General features: G+C 63.9%; 18 protein-coding genes. 9 read left to right on the forward strand and 9 right to left on the reverse strand.

The features are described from left to right. Window positions 1-116: 116 nt before the first annotated feature. From ACM62G_RS19930 to ACM62G_RS19940, 3 genes are all read right to left on the reverse strand, one after another. Window positions 117-350 (reverse strand): hypothetical protein, encoded by a 234-nt coding sequence (locus ACM62G_RS19930; RefSeq protein ID WP_054061531.1) that lies wholly within the window; start codon window positions 348-350, stop codon window positions 117-119. 84 nt (window positions 351-434) lie between these two features. Further along, window positions 435-1,913 (reverse strand): methyl-accepting chemotaxis protein, encoded by a 1,479-nt coding sequence (locus ACM62G_RS19935; protein WP_273825148.1) that lies wholly within the window; start codon window positions 1,911-1,913, stop codon window positions 435-437. A gap of 86 nt (window positions 1,914-1,999) precedes the next feature. Beyond that, window positions 2,000-2,806, reverse strand: a complete 807-nt coding sequence (locus tag ACM62G_RS19940) for a TatD family hydrolase (protein ID WP_419735383.1) — start codon at window positions 2,804-2,806, stop codon at window positions 2,000-2,002. 237 nt (window positions 2,807-3,043) lie between these two features. Between ACM62G_RS19940 and ACM62G_RS19945 the strand changes: the two genes are divergently transcribed. The 3 genes from ACM62G_RS19945 (at window position 3,044) to ACM62G_RS19955 (ending at window position 5,595) form a co-directional block, all read left to right on the forward strand. After that, window positions 3,044-4,477: a transglycosylase SLT domain-containing protein gene (locus ACM62G_RS19945; protein ID WP_054063049.1), complete on the forward strand. Its 1,434-nt coding sequence runs from the start codon at window positions 3,044-3,046 to the stop codon at window positions 4,475-4,477. Window positions 4,478-4,580: 103 nt separating this feature from the next. Then, entirely contained in the window at window positions 4,581-5,015 is a 435-nt protein-coding gene (locus ACM62G_RS19950) for a DoxX family protein (RefSeq protein WP_054060668.1), read from the forward strand. A gap of 271 nt (window positions 5,016-5,286) precedes the next feature. Further along, complete coding sequence (locus ACM62G_RS19955; protein WP_054060667.1) at window positions 5,287-5,595, forward strand: hypothetical protein; 309 nt, start codon at window positions 5,287-5,289, stop codon at window positions 5,593-5,595. Between the two features lie 132 nt (window positions 5,596-5,727). Here ACM62G_RS19955 and greB read toward each other — a convergent pair whose 3' ends face one another. Genes greB through ACM62G_RS19970 form a run of 3 tightly spaced genes read right to left on the reverse strand, consistent with a single transcriptional unit; the run spans window position 5,728 to window position 9,447 of the window. Next, a complete protein-coding gene (gene greB / locus ACM62G_RS19960; protein WP_419735384.1) occupies window positions 5,728-6,225 on the reverse strand; it encodes a transcription elongation factor GreB in 498 nt (165 codons plus the stop codon). Between the two features lie 34 nt (window positions 6,226-6,259). Next, window positions 6,260-8,764: an ABC transporter permease gene (locus ACM62G_RS19965; RefSeq protein ID WP_416770110.1), complete on the reverse strand. Its 2,505-nt coding sequence runs from the start codon at window positions 8,762-8,764 to the stop codon at window positions 6,260-6,262. Then, entirely contained in the window at window positions 8,764-9,447 is a 684-nt protein-coding gene (locus ACM62G_RS19970; protein WP_054063047.1) for an ABC transporter ATP-binding protein, read from the reverse strand. The genes ACM62G_RS19965 and ACM62G_RS19970 overlap by 1 nt, the downstream gene beginning before the upstream one ends. 10 nt (window positions 9,448-9,457) lie before the next feature. Between ACM62G_RS19970 and ACM62G_RS19975 the strand changes: the two genes are divergently transcribed. The 3 genes from ACM62G_RS19975 to ACM62G_RS19985 all read left to right on the forward strand — a co-directional run bounded on the left by ACM62G_RS19975 (window position 9,458) and on the right by ACM62G_RS19985 (window position 11,490). Then, on the forward strand, window positions 9,458-10,063 hold the full coding sequence (locus ACM62G_RS19975; RefSeq protein WP_273825157.1) for an arylesterase: 606 nt from the start codon (window positions 9,458-9,460) through the stop codon (window positions 10,061-10,063). A gap of 56 nt (window positions 10,064-10,119) precedes the next feature. Further along, window positions 10,120-10,413, forward strand: coding sequence for a hypothetical protein (locus ACM62G_RS19980; protein WP_054060742.1), 294 nt, complete (start codon window positions 10,120-10,122; stop codon window positions 10,411-10,413). 108 nt (window positions 10,414-10,521) lie between these two features. Further along, window positions 10,522-11,490 carry a L,D-transpeptidase family protein gene (locus ACM62G_RS19985; RefSeq protein ID WP_419735385.1) on the forward strand — a complete coding sequence of 323 codons (969 nt, stop codon included), beginning with the start codon at window positions 10,522-10,524 and terminating at the stop codon, window positions 11,488-11,490. A 126-nt stretch (window positions 11,491-11,616) separates the two neighbouring features. On the opposite strand, the gene oprI is transcribed toward ACM62G_RS19985, so the two are convergent. Beyond that, window positions 11,617-11,868 (reverse strand): outer membrane lipoprotei OprI, encoded by a 252-nt coding sequence (oprI, locus tag ACM62G_RS19990; protein ID WP_011335311.1) that lies wholly within the window; start codon window positions 11,866-11,868, stop codon window positions 11,617-11,619. Window positions 11,869-12,510: 642 nt separating this feature from the next. Here oprI and ACM62G_RS19995 point away from each other — a divergent pair. After that, window positions 12,511-12,792, forward strand: coding sequence for a GNAT family N-acetyltransferase (locus tag ACM62G_RS19995; protein ID WP_010448985.1), 282 nt, complete (start codon window positions 12,511-12,513; stop codon window positions 12,790-12,792). Window positions 12,793-12,861: 69 nt separating this feature from the next. Here the strand turns inward: ACM62G_RS19995 and ACM62G_RS20000 are convergent, their stop codons facing one another. Together ACM62G_RS20000 and ACM62G_RS20005 are read right to left on the reverse strand one after the other, a co-directional pair. Then, complete coding sequence (locus ACM62G_RS20000) at window positions 12,862-13,938, reverse strand: 3-deoxy-7-phosphoheptulonate synthase (protein ID WP_054060740.1); 1,077 nt, start codon at window positions 13,936-13,938, stop codon at window positions 12,862-12,864. A 125-nt stretch (window positions 13,939-14,063) separates the two neighbouring features. After that, window positions 14,064-14,510, reverse strand: a complete 447-nt coding sequence (locus ACM62G_RS20005; protein ID WP_054060739.1) for a PilZ domain-containing protein — start codon at window positions 14,508-14,510, stop codon at window positions 14,064-14,066. Here ACM62G_RS20005 and ACM62G_RS20010 point away from each other — a divergent pair. After that, a complete protein-coding gene (locus ACM62G_RS20010; protein ID WP_273825189.1) occupies window positions 14,509-14,895 on the forward strand; it encodes a thioredoxin family protein in 387 nt (128 codons plus the stop codon). The genes ACM62G_RS20005 and ACM62G_RS20010 overlap by 2 nt on opposite strands. A 139-nt stretch (window positions 14,896-15,034) precedes the next feature. Beyond that, window positions 15,035-15,994 (forward strand): putative 2-dehydropantoate 2-reductase, encoded by a 960-nt coding sequence (locus ACM62G_RS20015; RefSeq protein ID WP_273825191.1) that lies wholly within the window; start codon window positions 15,035-15,037, stop codon window positions 15,992-15,994. Window positions 15,995-16,009: the final 15 nt, after the last annotated feature.

Below are 16,009 nucleotides of genomic sequence, written 5' to 3' on the forward strand. Positions count from 1 at the left end.
GAGGTACTTATTTTGGGATAGGAATCCCCCCAAGGGTTGGATGGGTGCCCAACTTCTTGGGGGCAGTCCGGGACCGTGTGCTCCTACAGGAGGGGTGTGCTTTCGGCGTCCGGTTACTAGGCTTCGAGCGTCTGCCGCTTGCGCTGCACTGCGCTTGCGGCGACCAGGCCGATCACGCCGATGGCGACGTTGGTCAGGTCCTGGGTGAACACTCCGCTGGCCAGCAGCAGGAAGGCCAGGGCAAACAGGATCACCGAGAGCAGTTGCAGGCCTTCGCGGGTGCCATCGTTCGAGTGTTGCGGCGCAACGCGCCATTGCCAGGCGGGAAGGTTGGGATGACGTTTGCCCATGGTTATGCCCCTTGGTTCGTGGATTCGATGGACCAAGAATAAGCCGGGCAAACGTCGGCGACGAATCAACTGTTGCTATCGCACCTATAGCTTGAGCTGGCCAATGGCCCTGTTCAGCTCACCGGCCAGGGTCGCCAGTTCATTGCTGGTGCTGGTCGAGTCCACGGTCTGTTGCACGGTATTTTCGGTGACATCACGGATGCTCACCACGGCCCGGTTCATCTCCTCGGCGACCTGACTCTGCTGCTCGGCAGCCACGGCGATCTGGGTATTGCTCTCGCGCATCTGCGCCACCGCGCCGGTGATTTCGGCCAGGGCGGCCCCGGCCTCCTGGGCCTGTTGTACGCAGTCGTCGGCCTTGAACGAGCTTTCCTGCATGAAATCCACGGCATCGCGGGTGCCGGACTGCAGGGCCGAGACCATGGTGGTGATTTCATCGGTGGAGGTCTGCACACGCTTGGCCAGGTTGCGCACCTCGTCGGCGACCACCGCGAAACCCCGGCCCATTTCACCGGCCCGGGCGGCTTCGATCGCCGCGTTCAGGGCGAGCAGGTTGGTCTGCTCGGCGATGCTGTGGATCACACTGACCACGCCGTTGATCTTCTGGCTGTCCTCGGCCAGGCGCTGGATCATCTCGGCGGTCTGCTGTACGCCGCTGGACAGGCCGGCGATCGACTGCTGGACACGGCTGACCACTTCCTGGCCGCTGCCGGCCAGGGTGTCGGCGGTCTTCGACAGGTCGCGGGTGGCGCCGGCATGCTGGGCGATGTGATAGACCGTCGCGGTCATCTCGTTGATGGCGGTGGCGGCCTGGTCGGTTTCGCTCTGCTGGCCGAGCATGCCGTGCTGCACATCGTTCATGCTCGAGGCCAGGCGCGCCGCGCCGACATCCAACTGTGCGGCGGTGCGGGCGACGGTGCCGACCACGCGCTGGTAGCCGGCCTGCATGGCGTTGAAGGCGCTGGCCATCTGGCCGACTTCATCCTTGCACGCCAGCGGCACGCGGGCGGACAGGTCGCCGGTCTTTTCCACGTGCAGCATCACGTCCTTGAGGGTGTTGAGCTGGCTGAGCAGGAAGCGGATCAGCAACTGCGAGGCGCAGAGCATCGCCAGCATCAGGATGAACACGGCCACGGCGTATTGGGTGAAGCGCTCGCCGAACACCTGCGCCAGGCTCGGCGCGTAGGCGAGTACAGCCACCCGCTGGGTGCCATGGCTGACCACTTCGGCACCGAGCAAAGGGTTGTCGCCGAACAGCGGCATGTAGTCGTAGCCGACCCAGCCCTGGGCGTCGCTCAGGCGTGGCAGCATCTGGCCGTTGAGGCTGGGCGTCTGGCCGCTCTGGAACACCAGCAACTGGTCGTTCTGCGGCAGGGGCTGGCCGGCGGGCCAGCTGGCCAGCAGCCGCGCCTCGGCCTGGGCGGCGGCGCGCGCGGCGTCGGTGCGGGCCTGCTGCTCCAACTGTACCGCGTACAGCACCAGCAACAGGGTGGTGACGAAGGCCACTGCGTTGACGGCCCAGAATTTGTATTTCAGCGAGATATTGCTAAGCCAGGCACCCATGGAAGGTCTTCTCTGATTGAGCGGAAACAGTATTGGCAAGGTGCCATCATTGTGTCCCGCGCGAAGTGAAGACGTGTTGATATGGGTCAAGCAATCGGCGGCAGACCAAAGAACGCCCGGGCGCAGGCGCTGCTGTGGGCGGCCAGGTCGGCCTCGGTTTCGTCGCGGTGCAGGGCCACTTCACGCAGGACTTCGGTGAGGAATGCCGGTTCGTTGCGCCCGTTCTTCGGCTTGGGCCGCAGGCTGCGGGGCAGCAGGTAGGGCGCATCGCTCTCCAGCATCAGACGGCCACGGGGAATTTCCCGTACCAGCGGGTGCAGGTGGGTGCCGCGGCGTTCGTCGCAGATCCAGCCGGTGATGCCGATATGCAGGTCCAGGTCCAGATAGCTGAACAGCGCCCGCTGTTCGCCGGTGAAGCAGTGCACCACGGCGGCCGGCAGGCGGTCGCGGTAGTCGCGCAGGATCTGCAGCAGGCGCGGGTTGGCATCGCGTTCGTGGAGGAACACCGGCAGTTGCAGTTCCACCGCCAGGGCCAGGTGTTCCTCGAGGACTTTTTCCTGTTGCGGGCGTGGCGAGAAATCGCGATTGAAATCCAGCCCGCATTCACCGACCGCGCAGACGCTGGCTTCCCTGAGCAGGGTTTTCAGACGAGCGGCACTGTCGGCATTCCAGTCGCTGGCGGAGTGGGGGTGGATACCAGCCGTGGCGAACAGCTGGCGACCGCTCTCATCCAGCGTCCTGCATAGCTCCAGGGCCTGCTCGCTGCCCTCGATGCTGGTGCCGGTGACGACCAGTTGGCAGACCCCGGCGGCCTGTGCGCGGTCGAGTATTTCCCGGTGTTTTCCGGAAAAAGCCGAGTTGGTCAGGTTGACGCCGATATCGATGAGTTGCATGGTTCGTCCTCAGGCCGCAGGCCACAAAGCATATCAGAGCTGTAGATTTATAATAAAAACCAAGAACTACAACGAGTTATGACTGTCTTTTAAGGCCGCAAGCGAGCAGTGCCAGCCTTCAGGCCGCTGCCGTACCCGTCTTGCGCACCTTGATTCGCGTTCACAGAGACGCTCGGTTCCAACGACCCGTACCAGGCCATGGGCTTGCGGCGGGACAGTATTCTTTGCGGAGAACGGATGAAGCGACCCTCGCTGTTGCTCCTGCTGTGCCTGTTCCTGCTGCCGTTGCCGGCGGTAGCGCGGCTGGCTGGGCCATTGGAAATCGGCCATCCGGGCAAGGTCCGCGACCTGGCGGAAATCCGCGGCAGCCGTGTCCTGCGGGTGCTGGTCAACCAGAGTCGCAACAGCTCGGGAGAAATCCAGGGCGAGGCGATCGGGGTCGAGTACCACCGGCTGCGGGCTTTCGAGCAGTACCTGAACGGGCATGCCCGGGACAATCAGGAAATCACCCTCAAGCTCATCCCCAAGGCCAAGGACCAGTTGCTCGGCGCACTGCAGCGGGGTGAAGGCGACCTGGTCGCGCCGGGCGAACTGCTCGAGGCGCAAGCCGGGCATGCGGTCAGCGCCAGCGAGCCGATCGGCAACCCGGTGCCGCTGCTGCTGGTGGGGCTCAAGGGGGAAAAGCGCATTACCCGGGTCGAACAGCTTTCCGGACGCACGCTGACCCTAGCCACCGGCAGCGCCGCCGCCGATGCGGTGAACCAGATCAACCAGAAGCTGGCCCTGCACAAGCTGGCGCCGGTGAAGGTCGAATGGGTCGACCCGAGCCTGGCGGTGGAGGACGTGCTGGAAATGGTCCAGGGCGGGATCTTTCACCTGACCGTCGTCGAGCAGCCGATTGCCGAGCGCTGGGCCAGGATCATGCCCAAGCTGCGCTTCGACCGGCAGGTGCTGGTCGGCGAGCCGGGACAGATGCGCTGGTTCGTGCGGCGTGACGCGTCGATGTTGCTGGCCAGCATCGATCGTTTTTTCAAGACCTACAAATCGCCCTCCGACCAGGATGCGGCCTTCCTGCGCATCTATCGGCGCCTGTACCAGGTGCATTACCCGCTGGCCCGCGATGACCGGCAGAAGCTGGAGAAGCTGCGGCCGGTGCTGCAGCGGCATGCCCAGGCCCAGGGTATTGACTGGCTGAACCTGGCGGCGCTGGCGTTCAAGGAGTCGGCGCTGGATCCCAACGCCCGTGGCGCGAGTGGTGCCACCGGGTTGTTGCAGATTACCCCGTCGGCGGCCCAGCGGGTCGGGGTGGGCAATATCCAGAATGTCGATAACAACGTGCAGGCCGCAGCCCGCTACCTGGCGATGATCCGCCGCAAGTTCTTCGCCAGCCCCAAGCTCAACGAACGCGAACGCATGGCTTTTGTCCTGGCCGCCTACAACATGGGCCCCGAGCGGGTCCAGGGCATGCGCACCGAGGCGCGGCGGCGCGGCCTGAATCCCAACCAGTGGTTTTTCCAGGTTGAACGGGTGGCGATGGAGCAGGTAGGAATGGCTCCGGTCAACTATGTTAATAGTGTGAACAAGTATTACCTGGCGTTCGATCGGGAGCGCGGTTCCCTGGAAAGGGATTCTCTGGAACACAACGGAAGGAAGATTGTCTCACGGAAATGATCGAATAGTTCGATTGTTATGTCAGGTTTTTTGCGCTTTTTTCATTTTAAAAACTGATTAGTATGGCGCCCATCAACTCGACATTTGAATTAAGGATTCAACCATGAGCACTCTGACCCAACGCGTTCTGAACACCCGTGCCGGCTACGGCCTCACCGTCCTGCGGATTCTGGTGGGGATCATCTTCGCCGCCCACGGCGCGCAAAAACTCTTCGGCCTGTTCGGTGGCTATGGCCTGGCGGGTACCGCACAGTGGATGGAAAGCATCGGCCTGGCACCGGGCCACCTGATGGCGCTGCTGGCTGGCGGCACCGAGTTCTTCGGCGGCCTGGCGCTGATCATCGGCCTGCTGGCACGTCCTGCGGCGTTGGGCCTGACCTTCACCCTGGTGGTGGCGATCCTCTCGGTGCACATCCACAACGGCCTGTTCATGAGCAACAACGGCTACGAGTTCGCCCTGGCGCTGCTGGGTGGCACCCTCGCCGTGCTGATCGAAGGCGCCGGCAAGGCCTCGGTCGATGGCATCATCAACCGCTGATATCCCCCGATGATCACCAAAGGCCCGCACTTGCGGGCCTTTTTCGTTGTCATGTTTTTACGGGACACCGTCCGGCGCGATTCTTGACAGTGCCCCCCGCGCTTCTCTAGGATGCTTTGCATGCGCCGATTTAAACAGCTACTTGCGGGGCGCCAGGGGAGTCCACAGCACTCCGCCAGAGGCCTGGTCCAGGCTTCGAAATACCGCTAAAGCGCTGGTTCGGTGTTGCCTCACACCTGCCCGGCAGATCGTTGAGGCGGAGACACGCACGTTGAACAATCCACGCCCTGTTGTACGTCTGGTGCCGATCACGGCCAACCTTCCCGAACGCAACCCGAAAATTCTCCTGTGCGGCCAGAATCAGCCGACGCTGCTGCGTTGCCTGGACGGCTGGCCGCGTCGCAAGGGACGGGCTTCGGCGTTCCTGATCCAGTTTGCCGAGGATGGCGATTCGCTGGAGCGCTTTGCCAGCGACAGTTTCGACATGGCGGTGATCCAGTCGCCGAGTGCGGAGCGGGCCGAGGCGGTGATTCGGCAGTTGACGCGGGTGGCGCGGCAGGGGCTGATCACCCGGCGGTGAGTCTTTAAGGGATTTGGGTGAGGCCCTTCGCGGATACATCCGGCTCCCACAAGTGCTCGCACCGTGCATGAATCCTGCGAACGACGCTGGCACTGTGGGAGCCGGATTCATCCGCGAAGTGGGCGCCGCGAATCAGGGATAGTCGATTGCCGTGATGTACACCAGTTGCTCGCCCGTCGGGGTCATCACCCGCACTTCGGCATCCAGCGTCTTGCCGATCAGGGCACGGGCCAGGGGTGAGTCGATGCTGATCAGGTTCAGCTTCAGGTCCAGTTCGTCCGGGCCGACGATGCGGTAGCGCGACTCCTTGCCCTCCTCGTTCTCGATGGTGACCCAGGCGCCGAAATAAACCTTGTTCGGATCGCTTGGGCGTTCGCCGACCACCTTGAGGTTTTCCAGGCGCTTGGTCAGGAAGCGCACGCGGCTGTCGATCTCGCGCAGCATCTTCTTGCCATAGGTGTATTCGGCATTTTCCGAACGATCGCCCTGGGCGGCCGCCTCGCTGACCGCTTGCGTGACCTGCGGCCGGCGCACGTGCCACAGTTCATGCAGTTCGGCGCGCATGCGGGCCTCGCCCTCGGGGGTGATCAGGGCGGTGCCAGCGGCGCGGGGAGGGCGATAACGGCTCATCGTCATTCCATTGGACAAACAGGGCGCGAGTCTATCAGCCCTCGCGCAGCACTGTCAGCGGGCTGGCATTCAGCGCCCGACGGGTGCCGAAGACGCCGGCACCGCCGATCATCAGGGCGCCGATCAGCGGCAGCAGCAACAGCCAGGGATGCGGGTGCCAGGGCAGGTCGAAGGCGAACCGGTACAGCACCAGGCTCACCAGTTCCGCGCCGAGCGCGGCGAGCAGGCCACTGGCGGCACCGAGCAGGCCGAATTCGATTCGCCGCGCCTTGACCAGCAACCGCCGTTGCGCACCCAGCGCCCGCACCAGGGCCCCCTGGCGAATGCGTTCGTCCAGGGTTGCCTGCAGGCCGGAGAACAGCACCGCCATGCCCGCCGCCAGGACGAACAGCAGTACGTATTCCACCGCGATGGTGACCTGCGCGAGGATGCTGCGCAACTGTTCGAGCAGGGCCTCGACCTGCAGGATGGTCGCCGCCGGGAAGGCCCGGGACAGCTCGACGATGTCCTTGTCGTGACCGGGCGCCAGATAGAAGCTGGTCAGGTAGGTGGCCGGCAGGTCCTGCAAGGTGCCGGGTTGGAAGATCATGAAGAAGTTCGGCTGGAAGTTGTCCCAGTTGATGCTGCGCAGGCTGCTGACCCGCGCCTCGCGCTGGCTGCCACCGACGCTGAACACCAGGTGGTCGCCCAGCTTGATCTTCAGGCTGGTGGCCACCTTGGCCTCCACCGACACCTCGGGAATGTCGCTGCCGGGCAGGTTCGACCACCAGTTGCCGGCGGTCAGGCTATTGCCCGCCGGCAGGTCGGCGGCCCAGGTCAGGCTGAGGTCGCGCTGGATCGCCCGGTCGCCGGCGGTGTCCTTGCTGACGATGTCCTGCACCGGCTCGCCGTTGATGCTGATCAGGCGCCCCGGCACCACCGGGTAGATCGGTGCCGACTGTGCCGACAGCCTGATCAGGTGAGCGCGGAAACCGTCCTTGTCCGCGGGCAGGATGTTCAGCGCGAAGTAGTTCGGTGCGTTCTTCGGCAACTGGTTCTGCCAGGTGTCCAGCAGTTCGCCGCGCAGCAGCGCGATCAGGGCCATGGACAGCAGGATCAGGCCGAAGGCCAGGGATTGCCCGGCGGCGGCCAGTGGATGGCGCAGCAACTGGCCCAGACCCAGGCGCCAGGGCAGTGAGGCCTGGGCCAGCAGCCGGCGCAGGCTCTGCAAGCCGAGCAGCATCAGGCCGCCGAGCAACAGGGCGGCAATCACGCCGCCACCGAGCAGGGCGAAGGTCAGTACCAGGTCCAGGCTCAGGCGCCACATGATCAGGCCGAGGGCCAGCAGCGCGGTGCCGTAGACCATCCAGGTGCTGGCGGGAATCGGCAGCAGGTCGCGGCGCAGTACCCGCAGCGGTGGCACTCGGCCCAGCGCCGCCAGCGGCGGCAGGGCGAAGCCGGCCAGGGCCACTAGCCCGGTACCGATGCCGGCCAGTGCCGGTGTCAGGCCGCCGGGTGGCACATCGGCGGGCAGCAGGTTGTGCAGCAACTGGAACAGGCCCAGTTGGGCCAGCCAGCCGAGCAGGGCGCCGCTGATGCTGGCGAGCAGGCCGAGGATCGCCAGTTGCAGGCTGAACAGGGTCATGGTTTCCCGGCGCGACAGCCCCAGGCAGCGTAACAGCGCACTGGCATCGAAGCGGCGGGCGGCGAAACGGCTGGCGCTGAGCGCCACCGCCACGCCGGACAGCAGCACCGCGACCAGGCTCGCCATGTTCAGGTAGCGCTCGGCCTTGCCCAGGGCGCCGCCGATCTGCTGGTTGCCGTCGCGGGCGTCGAGCAGCCGCTGGTTGGCCGCCAGCCCCGGCTTGAGCAGGTCGCGATAGGTCGCCAGGGCGCTGGCCGGACCCCGCCAGAGCTCGCGGAAATTGACCCGGCTGCCGGGTTGCACCACACCGGTGGCTTCCAGGTCCGCCAGGTTGATCAGCACCCGCGGGGTCAGGCTGTAGAAATTGGCGGCACGGTCCGGTTCGTAGGTGAGCACCCGGGCGATACGGACGGTCTTCATGCCGACGTCGATGCTGTCGCCGATCTTCAGATTCAGGGCGGTCATCAGTCGCGCCTCGACCCAGGCTTCACCAGGGGTTGGGCCGCCGCCGGCGGTTTCGGCGCCGAAGGGCTCGGCGGCGCTCCTGAGCTCGCCACGCAGGGGGTAGTGCTCGTCCGCCGCCTTGATGCTCGAGAGCTGGATGCCATTGTCGGTGGCGATCACACTGGAGAACTCGACCACCCGGGCATGCTCGAGACCGAGCTCGCGGCCACTCTGGACCTGCTCCGGACGAGCCTTGGAGGTACCGTCGAGCACCAGGTCGGCGGCGAGGAATTCGGTGGCACGCAGCATCATCGCGCCGTTCAGGCGGGCACCGAAATAACCGATCGCGGTACTGGCCGCCACGGCGACCAGCAGGGCGAAAAACAGCACCCGCAACTCGCCGGCGCGGGCATCGCGCTGCAGTTGGCGGGTGGCGAGACTGAACAGGCGCAACAGCGGCAGGCGTGCCATCAAGGCTCCAGGGGCGCGACCAGCTGGCCGGCATCAAGGCGGATCAGGCGCCGGCAGCGATGGGCCAGGCGTTCGTCATGGGTCACCAGCACCAGGGTGGTGCCGCGCTCCTTGTTCAGTTCGAACAGCAGGTCGCTGATGCGTTCGCCGGTGTGGCTGTCGAGGTTGCCGGTGGGCTCGTCGGCGAAGAGTACGTCCGGCTCGGCGGCAAAGGCCCGGGCGATGGCCACCCGCTGCTGTTCGCCGCCGGACAACTGCCGTGGCGAGTGGGTCAGCCGCTTGCCCAGGCCGACCCGTTCCAGCAGGCCGCGGGCGCGTTCCCGGGCGTCGCTGCGGCCGTCCAGCTCCAGTGGCAGCATGACGTTTTCCAGGGCATTGAGGCTGTCGAGCAGTTGGAAACTCTGGAACACGAAGCCGACATGCTCGGCGCGGATACGCGCGCGCTGGTCTTCGTCGAGGCTGCTCAGGGCGCGTCCGGCCAGGGTCACTTCGCCGCCACTGGGCAGGTCGAGGCCGGCCAGCAGGCCGAGCAGGGTGGATTTGCCGGAGCCGGACGCGCCGACGATGGCCAGGCTGTCACCCTTGTTCAGGTGCAGGGAAAGAGGGTGCAGGATGGTCAGTTCGCCTTCCGTGCTGGAAACCACTTTGCTAAGGTTCTGCGCGGTGAGAATGCTTTCGCCCATGGAGAATCCGATGCGAGTTTGGTTTTTGAGTGCCGGCCTGGCGCTGATGTGCATGGCTCAGAATGCGGCGGCGGGCACGGTCCTGATCGTTGGCGATAGTATCAGCGCGGCTTTCGGCCTGGATACCCGTGTCGGCTGGGTCGCCCTGCTGGAAAAGCGGCTCAGGGACGAGGGTTTCAAGGACAAGGTGGTCAATGCCTCCATCAGCGGCGACACCAGTGCAGGCGGCCAGGCGCGGCTGCCGGCGCTGCTTGCGCAGCACAAGCCGGAGCTGGTGATCATCGAGTTGGGTGGCAACGATGGCCTGCGTGGGCAGCTTCCTACGCAATTGAAACAAAATCTTGCATCGATGATCGACAACTCCCGGGCCAGCGGGGCCAAGGTGCTGTTGCTCGGCATGCAGTTGCCACCCAATTACGGTGCCCGCTACACCCAGGCGTTCGCCGAGGTCTACCCGGCCCTGGCCAAAGAGAAAAACGTCGCGCTGGTGCCATTTTTTCTCGAGGGCGTGGGCGGCCATCCGGAGCTGATGCAGGCCGACGGGATCCACCCGGGGCCCGCTGGTCAGGACAAGTTGCTCAATAACGTCTGGCCGACCCTGAAACCGCTGCTTTGAGCTTTTTTACCGGCGGTTTTTCGGCTAATGTGGCGCCCCCCTGTCAGGAGCCCCCGATGCAGCGTCCCGCCTGGTCCCTATTTGCCTACCAACTGATCGAGCCCGACGAGCAGCTGGATCTGTTCGCCTGCCAGGAAGTGCGGGTGCATCTGGTCACGCGTCAGCTGGAACTGGGTGGCTCCGCCGATCGCACGCTCTGTGGCAGCCTGCTGCCGGCGCAGCCGCGCTGGTCGGGGGTGGACAAGTCGATTTTCCGCGACCAGCGCCTGTGCCCGTTCTGCCGGGCGATTCTCGAGTCCCAGAAACGCGGTACGCCACCGATCTGGCCGGAATTGCGTTTCGAACTGTAAAACCTGCCTGTCTGCCAGCTGAAGCGCCGCCAATGTCCTGCCGGGCGGCTGGCGGCAGGTGTACAATCGAACTTTATTTCTCCGATGATCATGCGAAGGATTTCCCGGATGCTGTCGCGCTTTCCTGCCGTCACCCGTTGCCTGTCCATTGCCGCCCTGTGTGCGGCGGGTCCCGTTTCCGCGCTGGAATTGCCGTTGCCGCCGCCGGGCGAGGATATCGTCGGCCAGGTCCAGGTGATCAAGGCCAAGTATGAAGATACCTTTGCCGACCTCGGTACCACCTACGACCTGGGCTACTCGGAGATGGTCGCGGCCAACCCGGGGGTCGACGCCTGGTTGCCGGGTGCGGGTACCGATATCGTCCTGCCGACCCGCTTCATCCTGCCGCCGGGGCCCCGTGAAGGCATCGTGATCAACCTGGCCGAATATCGCCTGTACTACTTCCCCAAGGGACGCAACGTGGTCTACACCTTCCCGCTGGGTATCGGGCGTGAAGGCTGGGGCTCGCCGATCGCCCACACCACCATCACCGCCAAGACGCCGAACCCGACCTGGACGCCGCCGGCCTCGATCAAGGCCGAACATGCCGCCAACGGCGATCCGCTGCCCAACGTGGTGCCGGCCGGTCCGGACAATCCGCTGGGCCCGTTCAAGTTCACCCTGGGCACGCCGGGCTACCTGATTCACGGTTCGAACATGAAGTTCGGTATCGGTACCCGTACCAGTCACGGCTGCTTCCGCATGTTCAACAACAACGTGCTGGAGATGGCCGGCATGGTGCCGGTCGGCACCTCGGTGCGGATCATCAACGAGGCCTACAAGTTCGGCATCAGTGGCGGCAAGGTCTACCTGGAGGCGCACACGCCGCTGGACGACAATGGCAACCCTTCGGTGGTCGACAAGCACACTGCGGTGATCAACGCCCTGCTCAAGCGTGACGACCTGGCGAAGAACCTGCGGGTGAACTGGGACCAGGTGCGCGACGTGGTCGCGGCCGAAGATGGTCTGCCGACCGAAATCGCTGTGCCGGGCGCGGCGCCGGTGGTCTCGAGCGCACCGATCGACCTGCAGCAGTAACGGCTTCGAACGACCCGCCTGTGGCCTTGCGCGCCAGGCGGGTTTTTCATGCCCGCCCATAAAGCGGGCGGGCATAAAAAAGCCGACCCAAGGATGGATCGGCTTGATAACAGCCCCGAAGGACTATTACTTGCGGCTTGCTTTTTCCAGCATGCGCAGAGCGCGCTCGTTAGCTTCGTCAGCAGTCTGTTGTGCTTTTTGAGCAGCAGCCAGAGCTTCATCAGCTTTGCGGTAGGCTTCGTCAGCACGAGCCTGAGCACGAGCAGCTGCGTCTTCGGTAGCAGTCAGACGAGCTTCGGTTTCTTTCGATGCGCTGCTGCAACCGGTAGCCAGTACAGCGGCCAGGGCCAGAGCCGAGAATTTCAGAACGTTGTTCATCGTGTTCCCCTTCAAGGACTTTCTATTAATGACCATAACCCCAGAGTGAGGAAATAGCCGGCGTACATACTACCTATTACTTGTAGTAAGTAAACTGACGTAACGCAAGAAGCAAAAAAAATTCTTGGTACAGAATGTTTTTCAGCTAACTTTGCCTGGCACTGTATAAAAAACATACAGTGGTAAAGCCCGTTCCGAGCGCTTTATGCGATCTTCAGTCGGCCCGTCATGCAACAGGTGGCAAGTGTCCGGTTGTATCCAGGCCTCGTTCTGACCGCAACGGGTAACTCTTGTTCCCTACCGTCCACGTGGCGGGGAGTATCTTTTGCTAGTTGGAAAGTGACTTTAACCGGGAGTGTGCGTCATACAACATGACATTCCGGCAATTTTCAGCCCATGTTCAGCTTCTCGCCCGCAAGGGAGTGTTGGCCCGTGCCATGATCCGAACGGTGCCGGGCGACGTGACGAGCGTGTCTTGAGCATTTTTGCCAAGGGTGCCTACTATTTGATACGTGCTCGTTTTTTTCAGGGAGCGGTCGGCTGTTCTCGTTGTCCAAACAGGCACGGGGTGGCGTAGAGGTTCCTTCGCCGGAAAAACATCGGTAAGGTAGGGTCGAATACCAAGACCCGCGAGGAGTAGTGATGAGCGAGGCGTTGTCCATCCACCATGACCAGGCTGGTCATCAGTTCGAGACCAATGTGGACGGTCATCGTGCCTACCTGACCTATATGGACCTGGGTAAGCAGACCCTGGATATCTACCGCACCTTCGTGCCCAACGCGTTGCGTGGCCGAGGCATTGCGGCGGCGCTGACCGAGCAGGCGCTGGAGTACGCCGAACGCATGGGGTACACCGTCATCCCTTCCTGCTCCTATGTGGAACGCTACATGGAACGGCATCAGCGGCACGCCGCGAAGACCTGATCCTATCGAACAGACATGAAAACGCCGGGCATTGCCCGGCGTCTTTGTTTCTGCGCAATCGCTCCGCGATCAGCCGCGGGCCCGCTTGGGCAGTACGTCCTTGAGCTTGGCGTGCATGCTGCGCAAGGTTTTCTCGGTGCTGTCCCAGTCGATGCAGGCGTCGGTGATCGACACGCCGTACTGCAGGTCGGCGAGGTCCTTCGGAATTGCCTGGCAGCCCCAGTTCAGGTGGCTTTCGACCATCAGGCCGATGATCGACTGGTTGCCTTCGAGGATCTGGTTGGCGACGTTCTCCATCACCAGCGGTTGCAGCGCCGGGTCCTTGTTGGAGTTGGCGTGGCTGCAATCGACCATGATGTTGTTCTTGATCCCGGCCTTGCTCAACGCCTGCTCGCAGAGCGCAACGCTCACCGAGTCATAGTTGGGCTTGCCGTTGCCGCCGCGCAGCACCACGTGACCGTAGGCGTTGCCCTTGGTGGTGACGATCGACACGCCGCCTTCCTGGTTGATGCCGAGGAAGCGGTGCGGCTTGGAGACCGACTGCAGGGCGTTGATCGCCACGGTCAGGCCGCCATCGGTACCGTTCTTGAAGCCGACCGCCGAGGACAGGCCGGAAGCCATTTCGCGGTGGGTCTGGGATTCGGTGGTACGGGCACCGATGGCCGACCAGCTGATCAGGTCCTGCAGGTACTGTGGCGAGATCGGGTCGAGCGCTTCGGTGGCGGTGGGCAGGCCCATTTCGGCCAGGTCCAGCAGCAGTTGGCGACCGATGTGCAGGCCATCCTGGATCTTGAACGAGTCATCCAGGTACGGGTCGTTGATCAGGCCTTTCCAGCCGACCGTGGTCCGCGGCTTCTCGAAGTACACGCGCATCACCAGGTACAGGCTGTCGGAGACTTCGGCAGCGAGCACCTTGAGGCGTTCGGCATATTCGTGGGCAGCCTTGATGTCGTGGATCGAGCAGGGCCCGATGACGACGAACAGGCGATGGTCCTTGCCATCGAGAATGTTGCGAATCACCTCGCGGCCCCGGGTCACGGTGCGCAGGGCAGCCTCGCTCAGGGGAATGTCACGCTTGAGCTGATCAGGCGTGATCAGCGTCTCGTTGGAGGCGACGTTAAGGTCGTTGATCGGTAAATCAGCCATCGTGTTACTCGTCAGGTCACGGGTGCCGTCGCCAGCCCCGCGCGGCGGAGCACAGCGATATGAGCGTGTCGGGGAGCCGAACCTTAGCGCGTTAGGCCGTAACCGGGCAATGGGCAAAGGCCGGATTAATCGAGCAGGGCCCGGGTAAAGGGTCGTTCGAGGCTGGCATGGGAGAAATCGCCGGCATGCCGTTGCACCCATTCGCGGGCAATCGCCTCGATGCTCTGCGGCCCGGCGTCGAGTTGCTGGCGGGCGCGCCGGTAGCGTTCGATCTGGCAGATCTGCTCGCCCATGCGCGCGCCGAACAGGGTCTGCTCGTCGACGAAGGCGATGCCCACCAGAAATACATGCTTGCGTTTCAGGCACCAGGCCACGTAGCCGGAGTAACATGCGCTGTCGCCCAGGCTCGGGATACGCATCTCCAGGGCCGAGCCATGCCGCCAGGCCCGTGGCGAGTGGCAGGCGATGCCGCCGAGGCTGAGGCAGTGCAGGCGGTGCCTCGAGATGCACGAGTGTTCGAGCAAGGTCAGTTTCACTGGAACGTCTACGGGATGAGGTAGAAAGCGCACCATGACAAACGACTCCGTGTGCCGGTCACCGGAAAAACCTTTCCCCAGTATAGTGAAGGGGGTCGAGTTGTCCGATTTTGATGCGGACCGCCAACTGCTCGACCTGCCGGGGGTTTCATTGCTGATCTTCACCAGTGCCGGTTGCGCGTCCTGCCGTTTCGCCCGCCAGGCACTGCCGGGGCTGGGGTTGCCGGTCGACCGCCTGTGCTGGATCGATGCCGGTGACAATGGCGGGTTGGTCCAGCGCTACGAGGTCTTTCACCTGCCGGCGCTGTTCGTGGTCCGGGACGGTCGGTTCCAGGGTGCACTGCGTGCTCCCCTGGCCCTGCGTGAGCTGAGCGAGGGACTGCGGCAGGCCCTGAGGCGTGTCCCCGAGGAGTTGCCATGAACCAGGCAGCGTCGCCGGGCATCGGTGGTGTCTACGGGGGCATGCTGGCACCTGCCGGCTGCGAAATGCCCAGGACGCAGACACTGCTCCAGACCTTGAGGTTTCTCGAATCACGACAGCTTTGCATAAAGGAGCAGCCATGACAGTTTCAACGAACAGGCCGCGTATCGGCATCATCGGTACCGGGGCGATCGGCGGGTTCTACGGGGTGATGCTGGCGCGTGCCGGTTTCGACGTGCACTTTCTACTGCGCAGCGAGTTTTCCGCCGTGGCTGAAAATGGGTTGCGGATCGACAGTGCTGTCCACGGCCAGCTACACCTGAACCCGGTGCAGGCCTATGCTTCGGCCGAAGACCTGCCGCCCTGCGACTGGCTGCTGGTGGGGGCCAAGGCCACCGCCAATGCCGAACTCGCTCCGCTGATCGCCAAGGTCGCAGCGCCCGGCGCCCGGGTGCTGTTGTTGCAGAATGGCCTGGGTGTCGAGGAACAGTTGCGTCCGTTGCTGCCCGACTCGCTGCACCTGCTCGGTGGGCTGTGCTTCATCTGCGTGCATCGCACCGGTCCGGGGGCGGTGGTGCATCAGGCGCTGGGCTCGGTGAACCTCGGTTATCACAGTGGCCCGTTGTTCGATGACGAGTGCGCCCGCCAGGCGCTGGTCGAGGAGGGCGCCGCGCTGTTCCGCCTGGCCGGTATCGAATCCCGGGCCATGGCCAACCTGGAGCAGGCGCGCTGGCAGAAGCTGGTATGGAACGTGCCGTACAACGGCCTGTCGGTGCTGCTGCGGGCCAGCACTACGCCGCTGATGAGCGATGCCAGCAGCCGCGAACTGGTACAGGCACTCATGGCGGAGGTGGTGCAGGGCGCGCAGGCCTGTGGGCATGTCTTGCCTGCCGGCTACGCCGAGCACCTGTTCAAGGTCACGGAAAAGATGCCGGACTATTGGCCAAGCATGTACCACGACTTTATCCACAGGCGCGCGCTGGAACTGGAGGCGATCTACGTCCGTCCGCTGGCTGCCGCCCTTGAGGCCGGTTGTGACTTGCCGAAGATCCGCGCCCTGTATCAGGCTCTGGATTTCATCGACGTGCACAACCGCTGAGACCATCGGGAGAAC

Origin of the sequence: Pseudomonas sp. COR18 (assembly GCF_048568395.1) — a bacterium.
In the GTDB taxonomy this organism is placed as follows: domain Bacteria; phylum Pseudomonadota; class Gammaproteobacteria; order Pseudomonadales; family Pseudomonadaceae; genus Aquipseudomonas; species Aquipseudomonas fuscovaginae_B.

Coding starts and splice junctions, on each gene's coding strand:
- ACM62G_RS19930 (WP_054061531.1), bottom strand. CDS start 350: ATGGGCAAACGTCATCCCAACCTTCCCGCCTGGCAATGGCGCGTTGCG.
- ACM62G_RS19935 (WP_273825148.1), bottom strand. CDS start 1,913: ATGGGTGCCTGGCTTAGCAATATCTCGCTGAAATACAAATTCTGGGCC.
- ACM62G_RS19940 (WP_419735383.1), bottom strand. CDS start 2,806: ATGCAACTCATCGATATCGGCGTCAACCTGACCAACTCGGCTTTTTCC.
- ACM62G_RS19945 (WP_054063049.1), top strand. CDS start 3,044: ATGAAGCGACCCTCGCTGTTGCTCCTGCTGTGCCTGTTCCTGCTGCCG.
- ACM62G_RS19950 (WP_054060668.1), top strand. CDS start 4,581: ATGAGCACTCTGACCCAACGCGTTCTGAACACCCGTGCCGGCTACGGC.
- greB (WP_419735384.1), bottom strand. CDS start 6,225: ATGAGCCGTTATCGCCCTCCCCGCGCCGCTGGCACCGCCCTGATCACC.
- ACM62G_RS19965 (WP_416770110.1), bottom strand. CDS start 8,764: ATGGCACGCCTGCCGCTGTTGCGCCTGTTCAGTCTCGCCACCCGCCAA.
- ACM62G_RS19970 (WP_054063047.1), bottom strand. CDS start 9,447: ATGGGCGAAAGCATTCTCACCGCGCAGAACCTTAGCAAAGTGGTTTCC.
- ACM62G_RS19975 (WP_273825157.1), top strand. CDS start 9,458: ATGCGAGTTTGGTTTTTGAGTGCCGGCCTGGCGCTGATGTGCATGGCT.
- ACM62G_RS19980 (WP_054060742.1), top strand. CDS start 10,120: ATGCAGCGTCCCGCCTGGTCCCTATTTGCCTACCAACTGATCGAGCCC.
- ACM62G_RS19985 (WP_419735385.1), top strand. CDS start 10,522: ATGCTGTCGCGCTTTCCTGCCGTCACCCGTTGCCTGTCCATTGCCGCC.
- oprI (WP_011335311.1), bottom strand. CDS start 11,868: ATGAACAACGTTCTGAAATTCTCGGCTCTGGCCCTGGCCGCTGTACTG.
- ACM62G_RS19995 (WP_010448985.1), top strand. CDS start 12,511: ATGAGCGAGGCGTTGTCCATCCACCATGACCAGGCTGGTCATCAGTTC.
- ACM62G_RS20000 (WP_054060740.1), bottom strand. CDS start 13,938: ATGGCTGATTTACCGATCAACGACCTTAACGTCGCCTCCAACGAGACG.
- ACM62G_RS20010 (WP_273825189.1), top strand. CDS start 14,509: ATGACAAACGACTCCGTGTGCCGGTCACCGGAAAAACCTTTCCCCAGT.
- ACM62G_RS20005 (WP_054060739.1), bottom strand. CDS start 14,510: ATGGTGCGCTTTCTACCTCATCCCGTAGACGTTCCAGTGAAACTGACC.
- ACM62G_RS20015 (WP_273825191.1), top strand. CDS start 15,035: ATGACAGTTTCAACGAACAGGCCGCGTATCGGCATCATCGGTACCGGG.